Raw genomic sequence first — 14,342 nt, 5'->3', positions numbered from 1 at the left:
TCATTATATGACCCATCAATATTGAAAACACCTTTAGATTTATCTAAAGATGAAAACGTTTCGTAATGATCTTTGTGTAAATTATCCAGATAAAAATAGTCGCCTTTCTTAAAGGTTACATCTCCAATTTTAACTTTGCTGGTTATTTTATAAATTTCAGCTCCTTGAAATAGCCAGGAGAGTTTTTGTTCACCGGACAGGGTGAGGTTCGTCAGGTTGCCGAGAACATCCCATTCGTAGCTAAGTTCACCATTAACACCTGCCTCACTGACCTGGCGGCCCGCCGCATCACGCGCGAAAGCAATTTCATCAGACTCAATGCCCAGCGCAACACCTTCGGCGGTCGGGGTGCGGCGGATGCGGGTGACCTGGCCGTTCAGGTCATGTGTGAAGCGGTACTCCGCATGCCGGGTGGTGCGCCCGGTCAGCAGGCCGCTGTCGTCATGGCTGAACTGTTGCCACCGGCGGGCGATACCGCCATCGGCGGCAGGTCTGCCGTTCTCTTCAAGCGTGGTGAGGAATCCCCGCGCATCCCACGCCATCCGGCGCGACGTGTCGTCCGGGCGGGTTTCGCTCGTCGGGTGTCCGGTCTCGTCATACGTGAAGCGGTACTCCCCGCCGTTACCGTTCTCCAGTTTCAGCAGGTTACCGCGCGGGTCATAATGCCAGCGGCGGGTGCGCCCGATGCGGTCGGTGAGGCTCACCGGCAGGCCGAGCAGGTTGTAGTGCCAGCGCACCTCACTTTCCAGCGGGTCGCGCCAGGCGGCAAGCTGGCCGCGCGCGTTCCACTGCAATGTTTCCCGGCTGCCGTCCGGGTGAATAACCGCCGTCAGTTGCCCGGCAGCATTCTACTCACGGCGCGTGATATGGCCTTCCGCATCCTCGCTGCTGGTTAGCTGACCGAAGCGGTCATAGGTGAAGCGGGTGATACTGCCGGAGCAGTCGGTACGCTGCGTCAGTAATCCCTGGCGGTTCCACACCAGGCGCACCACTCCGCCGGTTGCATCGGTAATCGTTGCCGCACGGCCCGGAGAGACGCTGCAACAGGGAAGGCTTGTCTTCCTGTAAGGGTGCGTAATGCCAGCGCTCGCCGCTGATGTCGTACACCGACCAGGAACCGTCCTGATGATGCTCCAGCCAGCGCTTTTCCGTTTCGCAATAAGTACGCATGCCCTTTGGTACAAGAGGAAAGGAGACGTAATCCCCGGAGGGCGCGCGCCAGACCAGACCGTCCTGGTAGCGCTCAAGGCGTGTCTCCCAGAACAGATTCCAGCCGCGGCCCAGCACGCTCTCTGTGGGCCTGCCGCTGCGCCAGTAGCGCTGCCAGCGCACCGGCAGGCGTGACGCCAGCACAAAGTCCAGCTCGTCGCCACCGCTGAGGAACTTCTGCCCGCTGATGATATCCACCGGGCGGGCGATAATTCCCCCCGCCGCGATGGCGGTCAGCATCGCGCCGAAGCGGCAGGCGATGCGGCCGATTTTGCTGATACCCGGCAGTTTCGACAACAGCTTACCCACCGCGCCGACCTTACCGACCGCGCCACCCCAGCCGCACGCCAGCCCGGCAAACAGCAGGGTCAGGTCTGAAATCTTGTACAGCGCTTCGGGGACTTTCGGGGTAATTGACAGGGTCTGCTCCGGGTCGCCACCAATACGGACGTTGCCGGAGCCAGTCATCACCTTCGCATCGCAGGTGGTACGGTCCTCAAGGCGGGCTGCCGGGCGCCCGTTGATGTACACGCGCGACGAACCTTCCGCCATCTGCTGGGAGCCGTCGTCATCGCAGTCCACCATGCTGTCGGTAGCAATGGCGCGCTACACCTCCACCCCATTCACGCCACGAGGTTCCCTGCGCCAGATGCATAAAGTAGCATCCGGGCTAGCATGCTTGCGGAACTTCAACCCCGGCTTCATGCTCGTGAAGAATGCTGACAGTCTGTTCTTCATAAAGCGCCTTTTCGTAGGAATGCTTTCCCGGCGCTGATAATCCCTGACGGGTGCAGGAGTGTACTAATCACCATCGAGGAATTTATTCAAACTACACAGTTAATATTAATTTTTTACTGATCTCGTTTGGCTCAATTTTTATCTAATGATACGAATGAGAAGTATCAGCAGGCCGTTTGAAAATAAACCCCTCCACTCTTGAAGCGGTACTCTAACCAATTACCTGACTCCCTGCTAAAGCCTTGCAGTAATAAATCATCTTCATTGATTTCAATATTCTGGATCAAACTAAAAAACTCCAGCTTATCGGTGGTTAGATTTATTCCTACAAATGACTCCCCGGGTGCATTGGTAATATAAAGTTTTGCTTCAAAACTGCACCAATCATAAATCACAAGATCAACGTCCTTTATGAACTGCTTTATTGAAATATCATAAATTGATTCGAATTTTATTCTAATCTCATTAGTGCTTATAGATGTACTGAGCACACGACAATCAGCGGTTTCAATATTTTTGATTTCCATAAAATGCAACAACCTGCTTCTGTATCAGCTGTAGGAAATTCCGAATCAACAATATTACTACTAAGAGCCAATATTTTCCATATTTATCATGTAGTTGTGTATAAGTACGTAATAGTGATTTATCTGGCAGTTCAAGTCATACAGCCGTTGTGCCCCGGTAGGTTAAAAGGTAAGTATAAATTTTTAGCTCATTCCGCTCCACCAATAGGATCCTGAACGATACACTGCACGCCCGGTCTGCGGGTCAATGTCGCGGGAAAGGTTGTAGTAAAAGCTGGTTTCAGACTTTATATATCTAAATTTATAAAAAAATGAGCACCTGTAAACACCAGCTTTTTATACTCCTCATTTTTTTGCAAATGGATAAAGGCATTCACTAAATACCTGCTCCATATTGGCGTCATCAAGTGGTCTGCCACTCTCCTTTTCCATCATCGTTAATTTGCGTAAGATAAACTCCTCATTTATTTCATGGGGTTTACTATAAAATTCTTTTGCCGCCCATCCCAAATCATCGACCTCAATAATTTTAGAAAAAGCAGAGTTGATTAGGGGACTTCCTGCATACATCAACGACTCTGTTTCTTCACATGAAAACTTCAAGTACATAATTGCTTTTTTTAAAGCCACTATTTCTCCCTGACTTAGATGTAATACTTTCTCTTTTTCTTCTACCATACTTTTCTCCCCAGGACTTGATTTACTCAACGTTAAGTTTATGCCTCCGATCTTACGATAGATGAGAGACGATGTCAGAAGAATATCTTACCGTGTGAAGCATGCCAGTTTTAATCGATCAACATGAATTTTTTAAAGGGTGGTACAGTTCCCGACTTTATGCTTGCGTGAAATTGAGGTTGGCAAAAATTGCGTGTTCAACTTACGCATTATGCAGAAACTTTGATACGTAACTATTAGACAAATGCTTTTTTAAATGCTGCTGGCCGAAGCTTACCCCAACAGCAGTGCACCAAACCAGAATAGAATGGAAAAAAGCGTATCTGATTAAAATTCGGTAGACGTATTTGTGACTTTTATACTTTAGGGTTGCGAATTTACTTAGAAAGCATGCTCTAATTAACGTAGCATCGGTATGGAAAAACGGAAGCATGCTGTCAGCAAAGATACGTTGCGTTTGATCGTTTCGGTGGCGCGATACCTATGATGCACTGGCTCAGATATGCATGGATTTTCAGGCTGTTTCCTTCGAGGTAAGATAAAACATATTAATGTCTTGGCAGCAGGAGCGCTCATGATTGAGTTTGAAAAAGAGCTTATTGAATCAGGTTTCACTACAAGGGAATTAAGCTATCTCAAAAAGAACATTGATCGATACGGATCATCACTGCAGCGCGTTGTGATGGAGCTTAGCAACCGTTTCAGGGTTGTTATGGGCATCACACTTGTGGCAACGGTGGTCTTTATCGCTTTAATCGCCTTTGCTGCAAGGCACAACATCATTTCCGGAGGCGTTTCGCTGGTTATAGTATCGCTAATCGCCTGGTTCTTTCAGCCTCCGGTTATCACGTACAAAGCGTGGCGTTTTCAAACGCAGCGCATCAGTTCTTAGCCAGAGCGCCCGGCATTAGATCACAAACGATTTTATCCAAATGCTCCAGCGCGAAACGACCTTGTCAGTCTCGCACGGCTCTTACAATACAAATCCATCAGCGCCACAGGAAGGACATTCATGCTCTACGTTTGGGGTGAATGATAAGGTAGATGAGATGTCATAATCACCCTTCCTTTTAGTTGTGAAGTATTTTTTGATATGAAAACCCTGTAAAACCTCAGACGTGGAGAACTTGACTATGATATCCATACTCTATTTCCCTTTATCTCCGAGCTCAAGCAAACAACTCCTCCAAAAATTCAGAAAATGAATCAGATATAAATACAATTTCCTTTTCATCCATCAAAAAAACAAAAACCTCTCCGAAAGAATCATCTTCTTTCAAAGAGAGCAGAAAAGAATTCCCTCCATAGTCATAAGCAAAAGGCAACATATCTTTTATTTCTACAAATGACTCGAAAAGGTCATAATACAGCCTTTCAATAGGAAGTTTTCCATAGGTAATTGGTACAAACCCACCCAACATAAAAATGTTTCCATCTTCGTAATTCAGAGGATAGCCACCGTTATTTTTGAGATAAAAGTTTTTAAAAGATTCCGGAAGTTTATTGTTAAAGAGCTCATTAAATTTCCTTATGTCATCTGAAGTCAGTGGTTTCTCAGAATCTGAAAGGTACATTAGAAGTTCTCCGGTGGGTTTGTAGGCACCTTTTAAAGGTGTGTACATATTCTTTACCTGTTGCAACCACCATTTTCACGCCACAAAGTTCACTTGCAGGAAAAGTAGATCCCAATGGCGCTATACACAGTTTAAGCATACCTGTACTCAAGATGGATGATGAGGACATTGAAGGCCTTCAAAATTGTATAAAAGCATCATTATCGAAATAGAATTTGAATGCCTGAAAAAGTCTATCTTCGCCTGGAGTACCGAGTTGTTCCTGAGCGTTACAGACTATATCTTCGATAGTGGAATTATCCAGAGATTCAATCCACCTCTCTTGCTTAACCTGAGCCGGAAGATGGTTGTCCGCCCCCGGTTCGTCATCGCTGCTATCAGAAGAGAAAACGCCTTGCGTCTCTAACGACCACTTTTCGCTATCTGGCGGCAGGAAAAGCCAGCCTTCCGGATTTTTTTGCGGATTTAAGAGTAATTCTCTAATCGAGATCAATGGCATGCTTTCTCCTGGGTTTAGTTAAGTTGTGCATCTGAATATAGATGAAGAGCTACCTAAAAAAGCAACATGGTAGTCGCTCCAGGAGTTTACTTAATAACATCCATTACTATTTTGCAAATGCATAAGTTGAGAGTAAGACGTTGATCTCCGGGCTCACCGTCTGTTACAGATGCAGTCATTAAAGCTACTTAATTGGCGAACGCTCAAAATACTTACAGTGTCGGCTGGTTTCGCCGCCTGCATACTGCGATTTCAATGTCCCGAACCCACTAGAAATGGCTATTCTTATTAGATTAAGCGAATGGAATTAATCCTTAAAAATTGATAAACTCCGTTATCAACGGTTCATAAATATACTTAACTTAGAAAATTATTATCCGTGTGATCATTAATCGTGACCAGTTAATTTTTTAATAATTAAATTAGCAAATAAGCCCATAAGATTACTTAAATAAATTAACTAATTGAAACTTCGAGAGTCATGGGCATATTTTTTAGAAAACCTGACACAATATCACCGTTTTTACCTGAAAAACGCTACTACGATACCATCACAAGTCCCGTTAGTTACTGTTTCCCCATCAATTCCCACTGAAATGTCAGCTCAGACTCTGTAGCTATATCACTCACTTTATGCATGATTTTATCACCAGGACATCCGATAGGAAATTTGCTCTTACCCGGATGTCCCATACCGGGGCGATGCCAATCGCCTGTTGCATCTTCATCCAGAGATAACTACGTCGTGCTGCCTGGCGAGATCAACGTAATTAAGAAGCCAGCAATCGGGCCTCACAAGCGTTAATAATCACCAATAAAAACGTAGGTACGGATAGCTATTTTGAGAAGCGTTAAAAATCCAGATCAACTTTAACCACACCTGCGGTATCTACTTCTTCAGAACGTAATTCAAGCAATCCAATAAATTCCTCAAAAGTATTTGCTACCCTGGTCATGCCAGAAACAACTTCCATATCATTGAAGATAGGATCGGCCTCGTGATCCCAGTACCAGACCTGCCCAAACAGGGCTCCTTTAAGGCAAACACAAATCTGGTTATCCCCCGCCGAAGCGCCTATAGGAAGCCATTGGCCATGCAAATCTTCCCGGTAGGTCTCTAAGGCTTCAAAAACCGTACATTGATTACGACCTTTACAAAGCCCATATAAGGACTCAAGTGAATCAAAGCCTTTGCTATCTGCCCAGGGCGATGCTTGTCGTGCCCTGAAAACAACCGTCATATTGAACAGAACAGATGCACCAAAATGCAGCAAAAACTTTCTATAGTTGGCAGGGAGTTTAGTCGTGGCTCCCTCAAGCATATGGACGTTTTGCCTCAAGACATTACTGGATAAGGATGCTGGTACGGCTCCGAAGCTTTCTAATTTTCTTAGCATCTTCCGCTTCTCCTCATATCTGATAGTGAGCCTATATGTGGCACATTGCCATAAAGGTCTCTCGGGACGAGAATTATTTTCTTTGTGCTCAATGATACGGTGTAAGTCCTTTTTCCTGCTTTGAGTACCATCTACCCCATTTGCACTGAAAAATAAAAACCACAACGCGGCCATATGAGCGAAACATCCGCCAGAAATAAGATAAAGTGATGCCATATATAATTAAACTTTATCATATTACTATTTATAGACGCCCATCTCTTCTGCTTTTGATATTAATTCATCCTGTAATGAGCCTTGTATCTCATCACCTTCATATTCAAGAGTAAAATCCCCCTGTATATTTGAGGGGAAATATGTACCATCGAGTGTTCCAAGGACAGATGAGGCGGTGTCTACAATTACTACTTTAAGGAAATTAAAAATTTTTTCTTGATCTGCTGTTGATAGTTTTCTGAGTGCACATCTTGCTCTGGAGTAAGGATCATCATCTCCAGCTAATTTAGCAGAATCAGTTAAGTTACTAATATAATATGGCAGCGTATGGCCTAACAGTTCAGACAGCAACGCGGTAACTATTAACTCATCTTTTTTCATTTCAATACCTGACATTTAAGCCTACAGATATATTTTCACTTTATTTTTAAGGATACAATATATTTTTATTTAAGATCAAGCCTAATTATTATATCTGAATACATTGCCTCCAGTTAAAACGTATCTCTGGCAAGTAACTCTATACTTACTTTAGTCTTTACAGTGAGTTCAATTACTAATCTATTTAACTTGTCTCACATATAGTTCTGTTGCCATACGTCTGATCAAGCGCGCGGTAGAATTTGATACCCTTCAAGCCAGCGTTCAATATAGCCGATTTTACTTTATCACTGATTACAATTAAATTTGGCTGTTCATTGCACCTAACAATATTAGCTCCATCGGGCATATCATCTAACACCACTGTATATAAAAACATATAAGTTGGATAATTTGGATCGAAGTTAGTCAATTCATATTCGCTTTTATTCATGTCGCAGCAATCTATCTTTACTATTGGATTTATCACACTAAAGCCATCTAACATCTCGTTTCCATACGTTATTTCAGCGTCAAAAAATTCAACTTCCGTTGGTATTTCACTTTCGAGAACATTTCTGAGTTGCCGGCTAACCAAGTCTGGCCCAGTTGTAGATAGCATGTGACAATTTTTTATTTTATTAAAGCTGGTTTTATTCTTGGCTTTATATTTCAAAGTGCAGTCAAGACCATCAAGACTAATACCTTCATTGAATAACGAGAAATCTGTCGATATATCATGAAGATAATCAACTATGTTATATGTATTCTCTTCAGTTGAAATTATATAACTCATTTTTTTCACCCCTTTTCAACAGGCGTTGATTAACTTGATTTTTTTGTTTCTTAACTTATTACCTACATCATCTGACAATAACTCGCTTTTCAACCTGTTAATTTCAGGACTCGCAATGTTTGCATATATTGCATCTTACAGCCCCCGGACAAGATCATCGTAAGCTTTATTATGCTTTCCTCGGTAAACTTTCGTCCTGGTTCAGCTTTAACAGTGTTTTATAAGACGGAAGGTGGGTGGTATTCCGGCTAGTATTAATAACATAAATGGAATTTACTATAGCAGGGTGATGTGCCATAGGCTGAGGAATATTGTGATACTTCTGATAACCCGCCACAACTGGCATTTTCCCATACTCATCGGTTGCCGTCAGACCAAGAGGATCAACCCATAAGAGAGTATCAGGCGCATATTGATATAAGTTAATGCTCCCTGCCAGCCCGATCAGGTCCTGGACAGTGAAATGCGCGATACGAGAGGCATAGTAGCGGAACATATTGTAATGCGGCCCGGTTTCGCTATGGAATACTGTCCGGCATAGCGCAAGGCTGATGCGCCAGCGCGGTGTCCTTAGCCAGCCGCGTGAGGCCGTCGATCTGGTGGCGCAACTCGCCGAAGCTGCCGCACTGCCCGCTCCAGCCGAGGTTGCCTTCAGTATCTGTCACTTCCAGCGGCGCGCCGTTCAGATCGATACTGAACCAGAATATCTCCCCAGCCCTCTCCTCACGCAGATCGTCAACCCGTGCCAGCTGGCCCCAGGCTTCGTTCGGATCATAAATAAACTGCTGCACTGCCCGTCCTGGTGCTGCTCATGCAGCAGGTGGTAGCTCTGCCAGAAAACATGCGTTTCACTGGTGTCTTGGCCGGTGGTGACCGACTTGCGGATGCGCCTGCCAAGCGCGTTATAACCGAGGTTTTAGAAGAGAAGCATTTCTTTTCTCTTACTCAATTAAGTAGACGTTAAACCCACAAGTTTATGGTTTTGACGTTCACTTAGACTTTCACTATATTTATATGGACACGAAATCCACATAAATATGGCTCTTACGTCCACTTATGAATCGCACAACCGCTCTGCAAAAGATGATGAAATGGGATAAACAGGGGCGTTACGTCTTTACCCTGGCCGATCTCACCAAAATTTTTGCCGAAGATAGTCCTAAAGCGCTTCAGGCAGGATTAAATCGCCTTGTAAAAGAAGAGATTTTGCTTCGCCCGGCACGGGGTATCTACCTCTTTAATCTTGCCTATAGTCGCGACAGCCGGGCCATTGAGCATATCGCCAGAGCTTTACGTCGCGGTGAGTACAACTACGTCAGCCTTGAGTCAGCCCTGAGCGAATACGGCATCATTTCGCAGATCCCCATCGACAGACTGACCGTCATGACAACAGGCAGGAAAGGCACCTACCCTACCCCCTTCGGCACCATTGAATTCACGCATACCAAGCGCCGCCAAGAGGATATTCTTGCCGATGTGGTTCAGACCAACCGTCCATTGAAAATTGCTAAACCCGAGCGTGCTTTGCGGGACTTAAAGCGCGTGGGCCGAAATGTCCATTTGGTAGATGAGGGAGCGCTATCGTATGCCGAATAAAGCTAATTTTAACCAGCTCACTGAGCTTGCCATGCAGATCCCAGGACGCGCGCATATGCGTCCGGTCATTGAGAAAGAACTGCTGCATTACGATATTCTTTTTTGCCTTGATGATAACGGGCTGCTGGATCAACTTACGTTTCAGGGCGGAACTTCGCTGCGCCTGTGCTATGGCGCGCCACGTTTTAGCGAGGATTTAGACTTTTCGGGAGGCGTCGGCTTCAACAGTAAACGCCTGCAGGATATGAAAAGTTGCCTGGAACACTATATTGGTGGCCGCTATGGCTTTGAGGTCTCGGTTAAAGAACCGGCGGAGCTAAAAGATGAGCCCGCCTACGCAGGTCTGAATGTTGATAAGTGGCAGGTTTCCATTACCACTGCGCCGGAACGCAGAGATCTCCCCAGGCAGCGCATCAAAATCGAAGTAGCGAATATTCCTTCCTATTCACGGGAGCCCAAAGCATTAGTGGCAAACTACGATTTTCTGCCTGACGGCTATTCCGACACGCTGGTTCTGACCGAAACGCTGGATGAAATTATGGCCGATAAGTTAGTTTCACTAGTGAATACTCAGCGCTATGTTCGCCACCGCGATATCTGGGATCTACGCTGGCTGAAACAGCAGGGTGCGAAGGTACGTATTGAATGGATACGTAATAAAGTGGCCGACTATTCCGTGGAGAACTATCCGGAAAAGCTGACTGCTATGCTGGAACGTTTACCTGAGATCATCAAAGGCGATGCTTTCCGTAACGAAATGGCGCGTTTTATTCCATATGACGTGCAGGAGCGCACGCTGCATAAAGAGAAGTTTTCCCTCTTTTTAACGACGGAGATCGCTGGATTATTGCAACAGGTTGAGCGTGAATTCCACGGCAGATCCACGCCAGAGTATTGAAAGCCATGTCAGGCAAACACGGACTATATTTGCCAACCCGCCTGAAAACGGGTTGGCATTTTAAGCCAGCTAATCCAGTTCAAAGCGCGCTCAACACCCCTTCTTTCACCGCTTTTACCGCCTGCCTCATCTGCTTTAACTCCTGCCGCAGGGCATGCTCATTGTCGTTATCAGGGATCAGCACAATGCACTCTCCGGCGATTTTCACGGTGACGCCTTTGCCGGTGGTAAATCCGGCCTCTTTCAGCCATTTGCCGCTCAGGTTGAGGCAAGGCGTGCTGGTATCGCCCTGATTGGGGGCATAGCCGACGGTGTAGCGGCGTTCGGTTTTGGGGGATGGATGAGTCTGGGTAGGGGTTGTAGCCATAAGGGCAGCCTCCAGTAAGTGAAATTTGCGCCACCACCTAAGAGACCAATCTTATGGCGGCGGACCGGACGGAGTTGGTCTTACCGGCCTTACTGGACACCGGCGCGTCTTGCGACGCCCCCGTCCGGCCCGCCATTGAGGCGTAACCGTACGCGCGACATAAAGAAGACGCAATACGCGTCATATGTCGACAGTAAGGGTTTCAGGAGACCAATCCCGGCACCTGATTTTGCAGGTGCCGGTGAAAAATAGCGCTGAAGCCCTAAACCGACAAGCGGTTTTACTTCTTCCTGCAAAACAAAGCGTTATTCCGGAATTTGCCTCGCAAAAAGCATGTTGACCCATTGAGCATTTACACTGGCAGACGGCGACTCATCGCATCACTGGCGGCTCTCCCAGCCATACTCCGAGTAAGGTTGACCAGTTCTGATAGCCTCCAGCGCCTGGCGCACATAAGGAATGGTCTGCTCCGGCAAGGCCGCAAGGTTTTGCCAGCCCATCTCACTGTGTTTTTCCGGCTCGGCGAGGAAAGGCGTACCGCACCACTGGCGGCAGATAAAATAGTGCCCCAGCCAGGAGCGATCTTCTGTCCACACATGCATGGTATGCGCCAGCTGCATATCGTCAGCAGCCGCTTCAACGCCGGTTTCCTCCCGTAGCTCTCTGGCGGCAGCAGCTGCAAGGGTTTCACCCAACTCAAGGCCACCTGCGGGCAAACTATAATTCCCATCCATCCAGCCGGTCTGCGATCGCCTAAGCATCAGGAGGTCATCTCCGCGCAATAGCAGCACAAACAGGGCAATCGAAAGGTGGTAGCGCTCTCTGCTCATCGTGTCGTGATCTCATAATAGAAGTACTGATTTTTTATACAGCCATTCACCGCAGAAATGGAACTACCATTTTTCGTCTCGAAACGGCTGGCGCGGTTGCGTAAGGTAGACATCCATTTCAGGAACCAACAGGGGCTATTTATGAGCAGATTTGAAGGCAAACGCGTGCTGATCACCGGCGGCACCAGCGGGATGGGGCTGGCGGGTGCACAACGCATCGTCAGCGAGGGTGGCGAGGTCGCGATCACCGGGCTGAACGAAACGCGCCTGGCTGAGGCCCGCAAGCTACTGCCCGCCTCATCGCTGATCCTGAAAAGCGATGCTGCCAGCGAAGCGGATATTGAGACGCTGGCCGCAACAATTGCCCAATGGGGCGCACTCGACGGCCTGTGGCTAAACGCCGGTTATGCCGAAGTCGGCGCACCGGAATCGGTCACCGCCGAGAGCTTTAACCGCATGATGAATGCCAATGTGCGCGGCCCGATGCTCCAGCTGGCGGCGCTTTCTGGAACATTAAATTCCGGCGCGTCAGTGCTGGTCACCGCCTCCTCTTCTGTCTACGAAGGCGCGGCGATGACCAGCCTTTATGCCGCCACCAAAGGCGCAGTGGTCGCGATGGTCAAGAGCTGGGCCAGCGCGCTGGCACCGCGAGTTATCCGCGCCAACACGCTGGTGCCGGGGCCGATTGAGACTAACTTCAGGCACTTTATGCCCGAAGAGTCGCGCCAGCAGTTCGAGGATTTTGTCGTAAGCCAGGTACCGCTCAGACGCGCAGGCACTGCACAGGAAGCCGCCGCCGTCGCGCTCTTTTTGCTCTCGGATGATGCGTCATACGTCACTGGCAGCCAGTACGCGGTGGATGGTGGGCTGGTGCATTACTGATTCGATAAGTGCCTTAACGTGCTGAAAACCTGAATCCGCTGCTAAGGCGGATTTTTTCATCATCGTCACCCCTTCTCGACCATTTGTCTTTTCCCCCTTTTCAGCCGATAGTCTCTTTTCCCTGTTACCGAAACGGACATTCGTATGCTCACGAGCGTTAACCGCCCTGCGCTGTACGGCGCAGCGCTAATCCTGTTAATGATCCTTATTTATACCGGTCTCTTTACCCATGATCGCGCCACCTGGCTGATGGAAGTGATTCCGGTGATGATCGTGGTGCCGCTGTTGCTCGCAACCTGGCGGCGTTACCCGCTGACTGCCCTGCTTTACACGCTGATTTTCTTCCACGCTATTATTCTGATGGTCGGCGGGATGTACACCTATGCCAAAGTGCCTGTTGGCTTTGATGTACAGCACCTGTTCAACCTTAGCCGCAACCCATACGACAAACTTGGCCACTTCTTTCAGGGGCTGGTTCCGGCGCTGGCGGCGCGGGAGATTTTACTGCGCGGGCAGTACGTGCGCGGTGGCAAGATGCTCGACTTTATCGTCTGCTGTATTGCGCTAGCCATCAGCGCCACCTATGAGTTGATTGAGTGGTGGGCAGCACTGGCAATGGGCCAGGGGGCGGATGACTTCCTCGGTACACAGGGCGATCCGTGGGATACGCAGTCGGATATGCTCTGCGCCCTGCTCGGCGCGCTGACCACCGTGCTGCTGCTCGGGCGCTGGCACAAACGGCAGCTCAATCTCTAACCCAAACTGGAGCCCGCACCTAACGACACCTATACTGCGGGCTATCTCTTCTTAAATCGCTGAACGCCTATGACGACGCAACTTCTCACCCGTGACTGGCGCCTGCCGGCGGCGCTTACGCTGCTGGCGGCAGGGCTGACCGCCGCTTTTGCGCTGCACACGCACTGGGGCGCCTTTTTGCAGTGGTGCCTTGCCGCGCAAATTACTCTTCATCGCTACCTGGTGATGTATCTGCTGCAACTCAATAATCATCAGTACAGCGGCGGGCTATGGCTGCTGACCGGGGCGTTCTTCTACGGCGTGCTGCACGCCATCGGGCCGGGGCACGGCAAATTTATTGTTGCCACCTATCTCAGCACCAATAAAGAGAGTGAGACCGCCGCACGCATGGTTCCGCTGCTCGGCAGCCTGATGCAGGGCGTCAGCGCGATCCTGTTTGTCTTTATCCTGGCGGTGGGGTTTAACCTCGCCTCGGGCGATCTCAGTGAAAGCCGCTGGTATGTCGAGAAAGTCAGTGCGGTGCTGATTGGTGGCTTCGGGGCCTATATCATCTGGCGCGCGGTGAAGAGCTTGCGACCACGCGCGCTGCGCATCCGCTCCCTGACGCCTGTTCACGACGCGCAGTGCGGCTGCGGCCATCACGGCGTGGGTGTGTCGACGCAGGGCGACTGGAAAACCCGGCTGGGAGTGATTCTGGCTATTGGCGCGCGGCCCTGCAGCGGAGCCATTATGATTTTGCTCTTCTCGAATGCGCTCGGCATTGTCACGTGGGGCATGGCGGCGGTGATGACCATGGCTTTCGGCACAGCGCTCTCGATCATGGGGTTATCGCTGGCGGTGCGTTATGCGCGTAACCGCACGGCAGCTTTTTTTGGCGGCGAGTCAGGTCGCTTACGCTGGCTGGTTCCGGGGCTTAAAATCGCGGGCGGCGCGGCGCTGATGCTCTTTGCGCTGGTGCTGTTTTTAACGGTGATCCCGGTGAGTGCCAACGGGGATTATATTGCGGCAGGGTGTTAAAA

The 14,342-nt window shown here is 48.6% G+C and carries 18 protein-coding genes and 1 pseudogene; 7 read left to right on the top strand and 12 right to left on the bottom strand.

Going from position 1 to position 14,342, the window contains the following annotated elements; translation table 11 throughout:
* Positions 1-158: 158 nt before the first annotated feature.
* The 3 genes and pseudogenes from HF650_RS02025 to HF650_RS02015 form a co-directional block, all read right to left on the bottom strand.
* Positions 159-1,812, bottom strand: a pseudogene (locus HF650_RS02025) (DUF6531 domain-containing protein); the annotation flags it as partial.
* A 299-nt stretch (positions 1,813-2,111) separates the two neighbouring features.
* A complete protein-coding gene (locus tag HF650_RS02020) occupies positions 2,112-2,474 on the bottom strand; it encodes a hypothetical protein (protein ID WP_187800969.1) in 363 nt (120 codons plus the stop codon).
* 345 nt (positions 2,475-2,819) lie between these two features.
* On the bottom strand, positions 2,820-3,152 hold the full coding sequence (locus tag HF650_RS02015; RefSeq protein WP_187800968.1) for a hypothetical protein: 333 nt from the start codon (positions 3,150-3,152) through the stop codon (positions 2,820-2,822).
* Positions 3,153-3,726: 574 nt separating this feature from the next.
* Here HF650_RS02015 and HF650_RS02010 point away from each other — a divergent pair.
* The gene (locus HF650_RS02010) at positions 3,727-4,044 is read left to right on the top strand and encodes a hypothetical protein (RefSeq protein ID WP_187800967.1); all 318 of its coding nucleotides are present in this window, start codon (positions 3,727-3,729) and stop codon (positions 4,042-4,044) included.
* 277 nt (positions 4,045-4,321) lie between these two features.
* Here the strand turns inward: HF650_RS02010 and HF650_RS02005 are convergent, their stop codons facing one another.
* The 7 genes from HF650_RS02005 to HF650_RS25555 form a co-directional block, all read right to left on the bottom strand.
* Entirely contained in the window at positions 4,322-4,774 is a 453-nt protein-coding gene (locus tag HF650_RS02005) for an SMI1/KNR4 family protein (protein ID WP_223284263.1), read from the bottom strand.
* A 130-nt stretch (positions 4,775-4,904) separates the two neighbouring features.
* A complete protein-coding gene (locus tag HF650_RS02000) occupies positions 4,905-5,225 on the bottom strand; it encodes a hypothetical protein (RefSeq protein ID WP_187800966.1) in 321 nt (106 codons plus the stop codon).
* A gap of 851 nt (positions 5,226-6,076) precedes the next feature.
* Complete coding sequence (locus tag HF650_RS01995) at positions 6,077-6,622, bottom strand: SMI1/KNR4 family protein (protein ID WP_187800965.1); 546 nt, start codon at positions 6,620-6,622, stop codon at positions 6,077-6,079.
* Between the two features lie 240 nt (positions 6,623-6,862).
* Complete coding sequence (locus tag HF650_RS01990; RefSeq protein ID WP_187800964.1) at positions 6,863-7,219, bottom strand: hypothetical protein; 357 nt, start codon at positions 7,217-7,219, stop codon at positions 6,863-6,865.
* Between the two features lie 184 nt (positions 7,220-7,403).
* A complete protein-coding gene (locus HF650_RS01985; protein WP_187800963.1) occupies positions 7,404-7,994 on the bottom strand; it encodes a DUF1629 domain-containing protein in 591 nt (196 codons plus the stop codon).
* A 169-nt stretch (positions 7,995-8,163) separates the two neighbouring features.
* Positions 8,164-8,490 carry an RHS repeat-associated core domain-containing protein gene (locus tag HF650_RS25560; RefSeq protein ID WP_346014248.1) on the bottom strand — a complete coding sequence of 109 codons (327 nt, stop codon included), beginning with the start codon at positions 8,488-8,490 and terminating at the stop codon, positions 8,164-8,166.
* Between the two features lie 22 nt (positions 8,491-8,512).
* Positions 8,513-8,785, bottom strand: a complete 273-nt coding sequence (locus tag HF650_RS25555; protein ID WP_346014247.1) for an RHS domain-containing protein — start codon at positions 8,783-8,785, stop codon at positions 8,513-8,515.
* Between the two features lie 20 nt (positions 8,786-8,805).
* Here HF650_RS25555 and HF650_RS25550 point away from each other — a divergent pair, with 20 nt between their 5' ends.
* From HF650_RS25550 to HF650_RS01965, 3 genes are all read left to right on the top strand, one after another.
* Positions 8,806-8,958: a hypothetical protein gene (locus HF650_RS25550; protein ID WP_187800962.1), complete on the top strand. Its 153-nt coding sequence runs from the start codon at positions 8,806-8,808 to the stop codon at positions 8,956-8,958.
* A 92-nt stretch (positions 8,959-9,050) separates the two neighbouring features.
* Positions 9,051-9,590, top strand: a complete 540-nt coding sequence (locus HF650_RS01970) for a type IV toxin-antitoxin system AbiEi family antitoxin domain-containing protein (RefSeq protein ID WP_187800961.1) — start codon at positions 9,051-9,053, stop codon at positions 9,588-9,590.
* A complete protein-coding gene (locus tag HF650_RS01965; protein ID WP_187800960.1) occupies positions 9,580-10,488 on the top strand; it encodes a nucleotidyl transferase AbiEii/AbiGii toxin family protein in 909 nt (302 codons plus the stop codon). Before HF650_RS01970 ends, HF650_RS01965 begins: the two co-directional genes overlap by 11 nt.
* 79 nt (positions 10,489-10,567) lie before the next feature.
* Here HF650_RS01965 and HF650_RS01960 read toward each other — a convergent pair whose 3' ends face one another.
* On the bottom strand, positions 10,568-10,855 hold the full coding sequence (locus HF650_RS01960) for a SymE family type I addiction module toxin (RefSeq protein ID WP_187800959.1): 288 nt from the start codon (positions 10,853-10,855) through the stop codon (positions 10,568-10,570).
* A gap of 380 nt (positions 10,856-11,235) precedes the next feature.
* Positions 11,236-11,685, bottom strand: a complete 450-nt coding sequence (locus HF650_RS01955; RefSeq protein ID WP_187800958.1) for an NUDIX domain-containing protein — start codon at positions 11,683-11,685, stop codon at positions 11,236-11,238.
* A gap of 141 nt (positions 11,686-11,826) precedes the next feature.
* On the opposite strand from HF650_RS01955, the gene HF650_RS01950 reads away from it, so the two are divergent.
* The 3 genes from HF650_RS01950 (at position 11,827) to HF650_RS01940 (ending at position 14,340) form a co-directional block, all read left to right on the top strand.
* Positions 11,827-12,567 carry an SDR family oxidoreductase gene (locus HF650_RS01950; protein ID WP_187800957.1) on the top strand — a complete coding sequence of 247 codons (741 nt, stop codon included), beginning with the start codon at positions 11,827-11,829 and terminating at the stop codon, positions 12,565-12,567.
* A gap of 144 nt (positions 12,568-12,711) precedes the next feature.
* A complete protein-coding gene (locus tag HF650_RS01945; protein WP_187800956.1) occupies positions 12,712-13,323 on the top strand; it encodes a DUF2238 domain-containing protein in 612 nt (203 codons plus the stop codon).
* Positions 13,324-13,392: 69 nt separating this feature from the next.
* Entirely contained in the window at positions 13,393-14,340 is a 948-nt protein-coding gene (locus HF650_RS01940) for a nickel/cobalt transporter (protein ID WP_187800955.1), read from the top strand.
* Positions 14,341-14,342 lie beyond the last annotated feature (2 nt).

The sequence above is a fragment of the Kosakonia sp. SMBL-WEM22 genome (assembly GCF_014490785.1).
Classification (GTDB): domain Bacteria; phylum Pseudomonadota; class Gammaproteobacteria; order Enterobacterales; family Enterobacteriaceae; genus Kosakonia.
This window is presented reverse-complemented; position numbering and strand designations above follow the sequence as displayed.

What these genes read in the sequence shown, in the direction of transcription:
- HF650_RS01945 (WP_187800956.1), top strand. Translation starts at nt 12,712, where the DNA reads ATGCTCACGAGCGTTAACCGCCCTGCGCTGTACGGCGCAGCGCTAATC.
- HF650_RS01955 (WP_187800958.1), bottom strand. Translation starts at nt 11,685, where the DNA reads ATGAGCAGAGAGCGCTACCACCTTTCGATTGCCCTGTTTGTGCTGCTA.
- HF650_RS01995 (WP_187800965.1), bottom strand. Translation starts at nt 6,622, where the DNA reads ATGCTAAGAAAATTAGAAAGCTTCGGAGCCGTACCAGCATCCTTATCC.
- HF650_RS01970 (WP_187800961.1), top strand. Translation starts at nt 9,051, where the DNA reads ATGAATCGCACAACCGCTCTGCAAAAGATGATGAAATGGGATAAACAG.
- HF650_RS25560 (WP_346014248.1), bottom strand. Translation starts at nt 8,490, where the DNA reads ATGTTCCGCTACTATGCCTCTCGTATCGCGCATTTCACTGTCCAGGAC.
- HF650_RS02000 (WP_187800966.1), bottom strand. Translation starts at nt 5,225, where the DNA reads ATGCCATTGATCTCGATTAGAGAATTACTCTTAAATCCGCAAAAAAAT.
- HF650_RS02005 (WP_223284263.1), bottom strand. Translation starts at nt 4,774, where the DNA reads ATGTACACACCTTTAAAAGGTGCCTACAAACCCACCGGAGAACTTCTA.
- HF650_RS02015 (WP_187800968.1), bottom strand. Translation starts at nt 3,152, where the DNA reads ATGGTAGAAGAAAAAGAGAAAGTATTACATCTAAGTCAGGGAGAAATA.
- HF650_RS02010 (WP_187800967.1), top strand. Translation starts at nt 3,727, where the DNA reads ATGATTGAGTTTGAAAAAGAGCTTATTGAATCAGGTTTCACTACAAGG.
- HF650_RS01960 (WP_187800959.1), bottom strand. Translation starts at nt 10,855, where the DNA reads ATGGCTACAACCCCTACCCAGACTCATCCATCCCCCAAAACCGAACGC.
- HF650_RS01965 (WP_187800960.1), top strand. Translation starts at nt 9,580, where the DNA reads ATGCCGAATAAAGCTAATTTTAACCAGCTCACTGAGCTTGCCATGCAG.
- HF650_RS01940 (WP_187800955.1), top strand. Translation starts at nt 13,393, where the DNA reads ATGACGACGCAACTTCTCACCCGTGACTGGCGCCTGCCGGCGGCGCTT.
- HF650_RS25550 (WP_187800962.1), top strand. Translation starts at nt 8,806, where the DNA reads ATGCAGCAGGTGGTAGCTCTGCCAGAAAACATGCGTTTCACTGGTGTC.
- HF650_RS01990 (WP_187800964.1), bottom strand. Translation starts at nt 7,219, where the DNA reads ATGAAAAAAGATGAGTTAATAGTTACCGCGTTGCTGTCTGAACTGTTA.
- HF650_RS01950 (WP_187800957.1), top strand. Translation starts at nt 11,827, where the DNA reads ATGAGCAGATTTGAAGGCAAACGCGTGCTGATCACCGGCGGCACCAGC.
- HF650_RS02020 (WP_187800969.1), bottom strand. Translation starts at nt 2,474, where the DNA reads ATGGAAATCAAAAATATTGAAACCGCTGATTGTCGTGTGCTCAGTACA.
- HF650_RS01985 (WP_187800963.1), bottom strand. Translation starts at nt 7,994, where the DNA reads ATGAGTTATATAATTTCAACTGAAGAGAATACATATAACATAGTTGAT.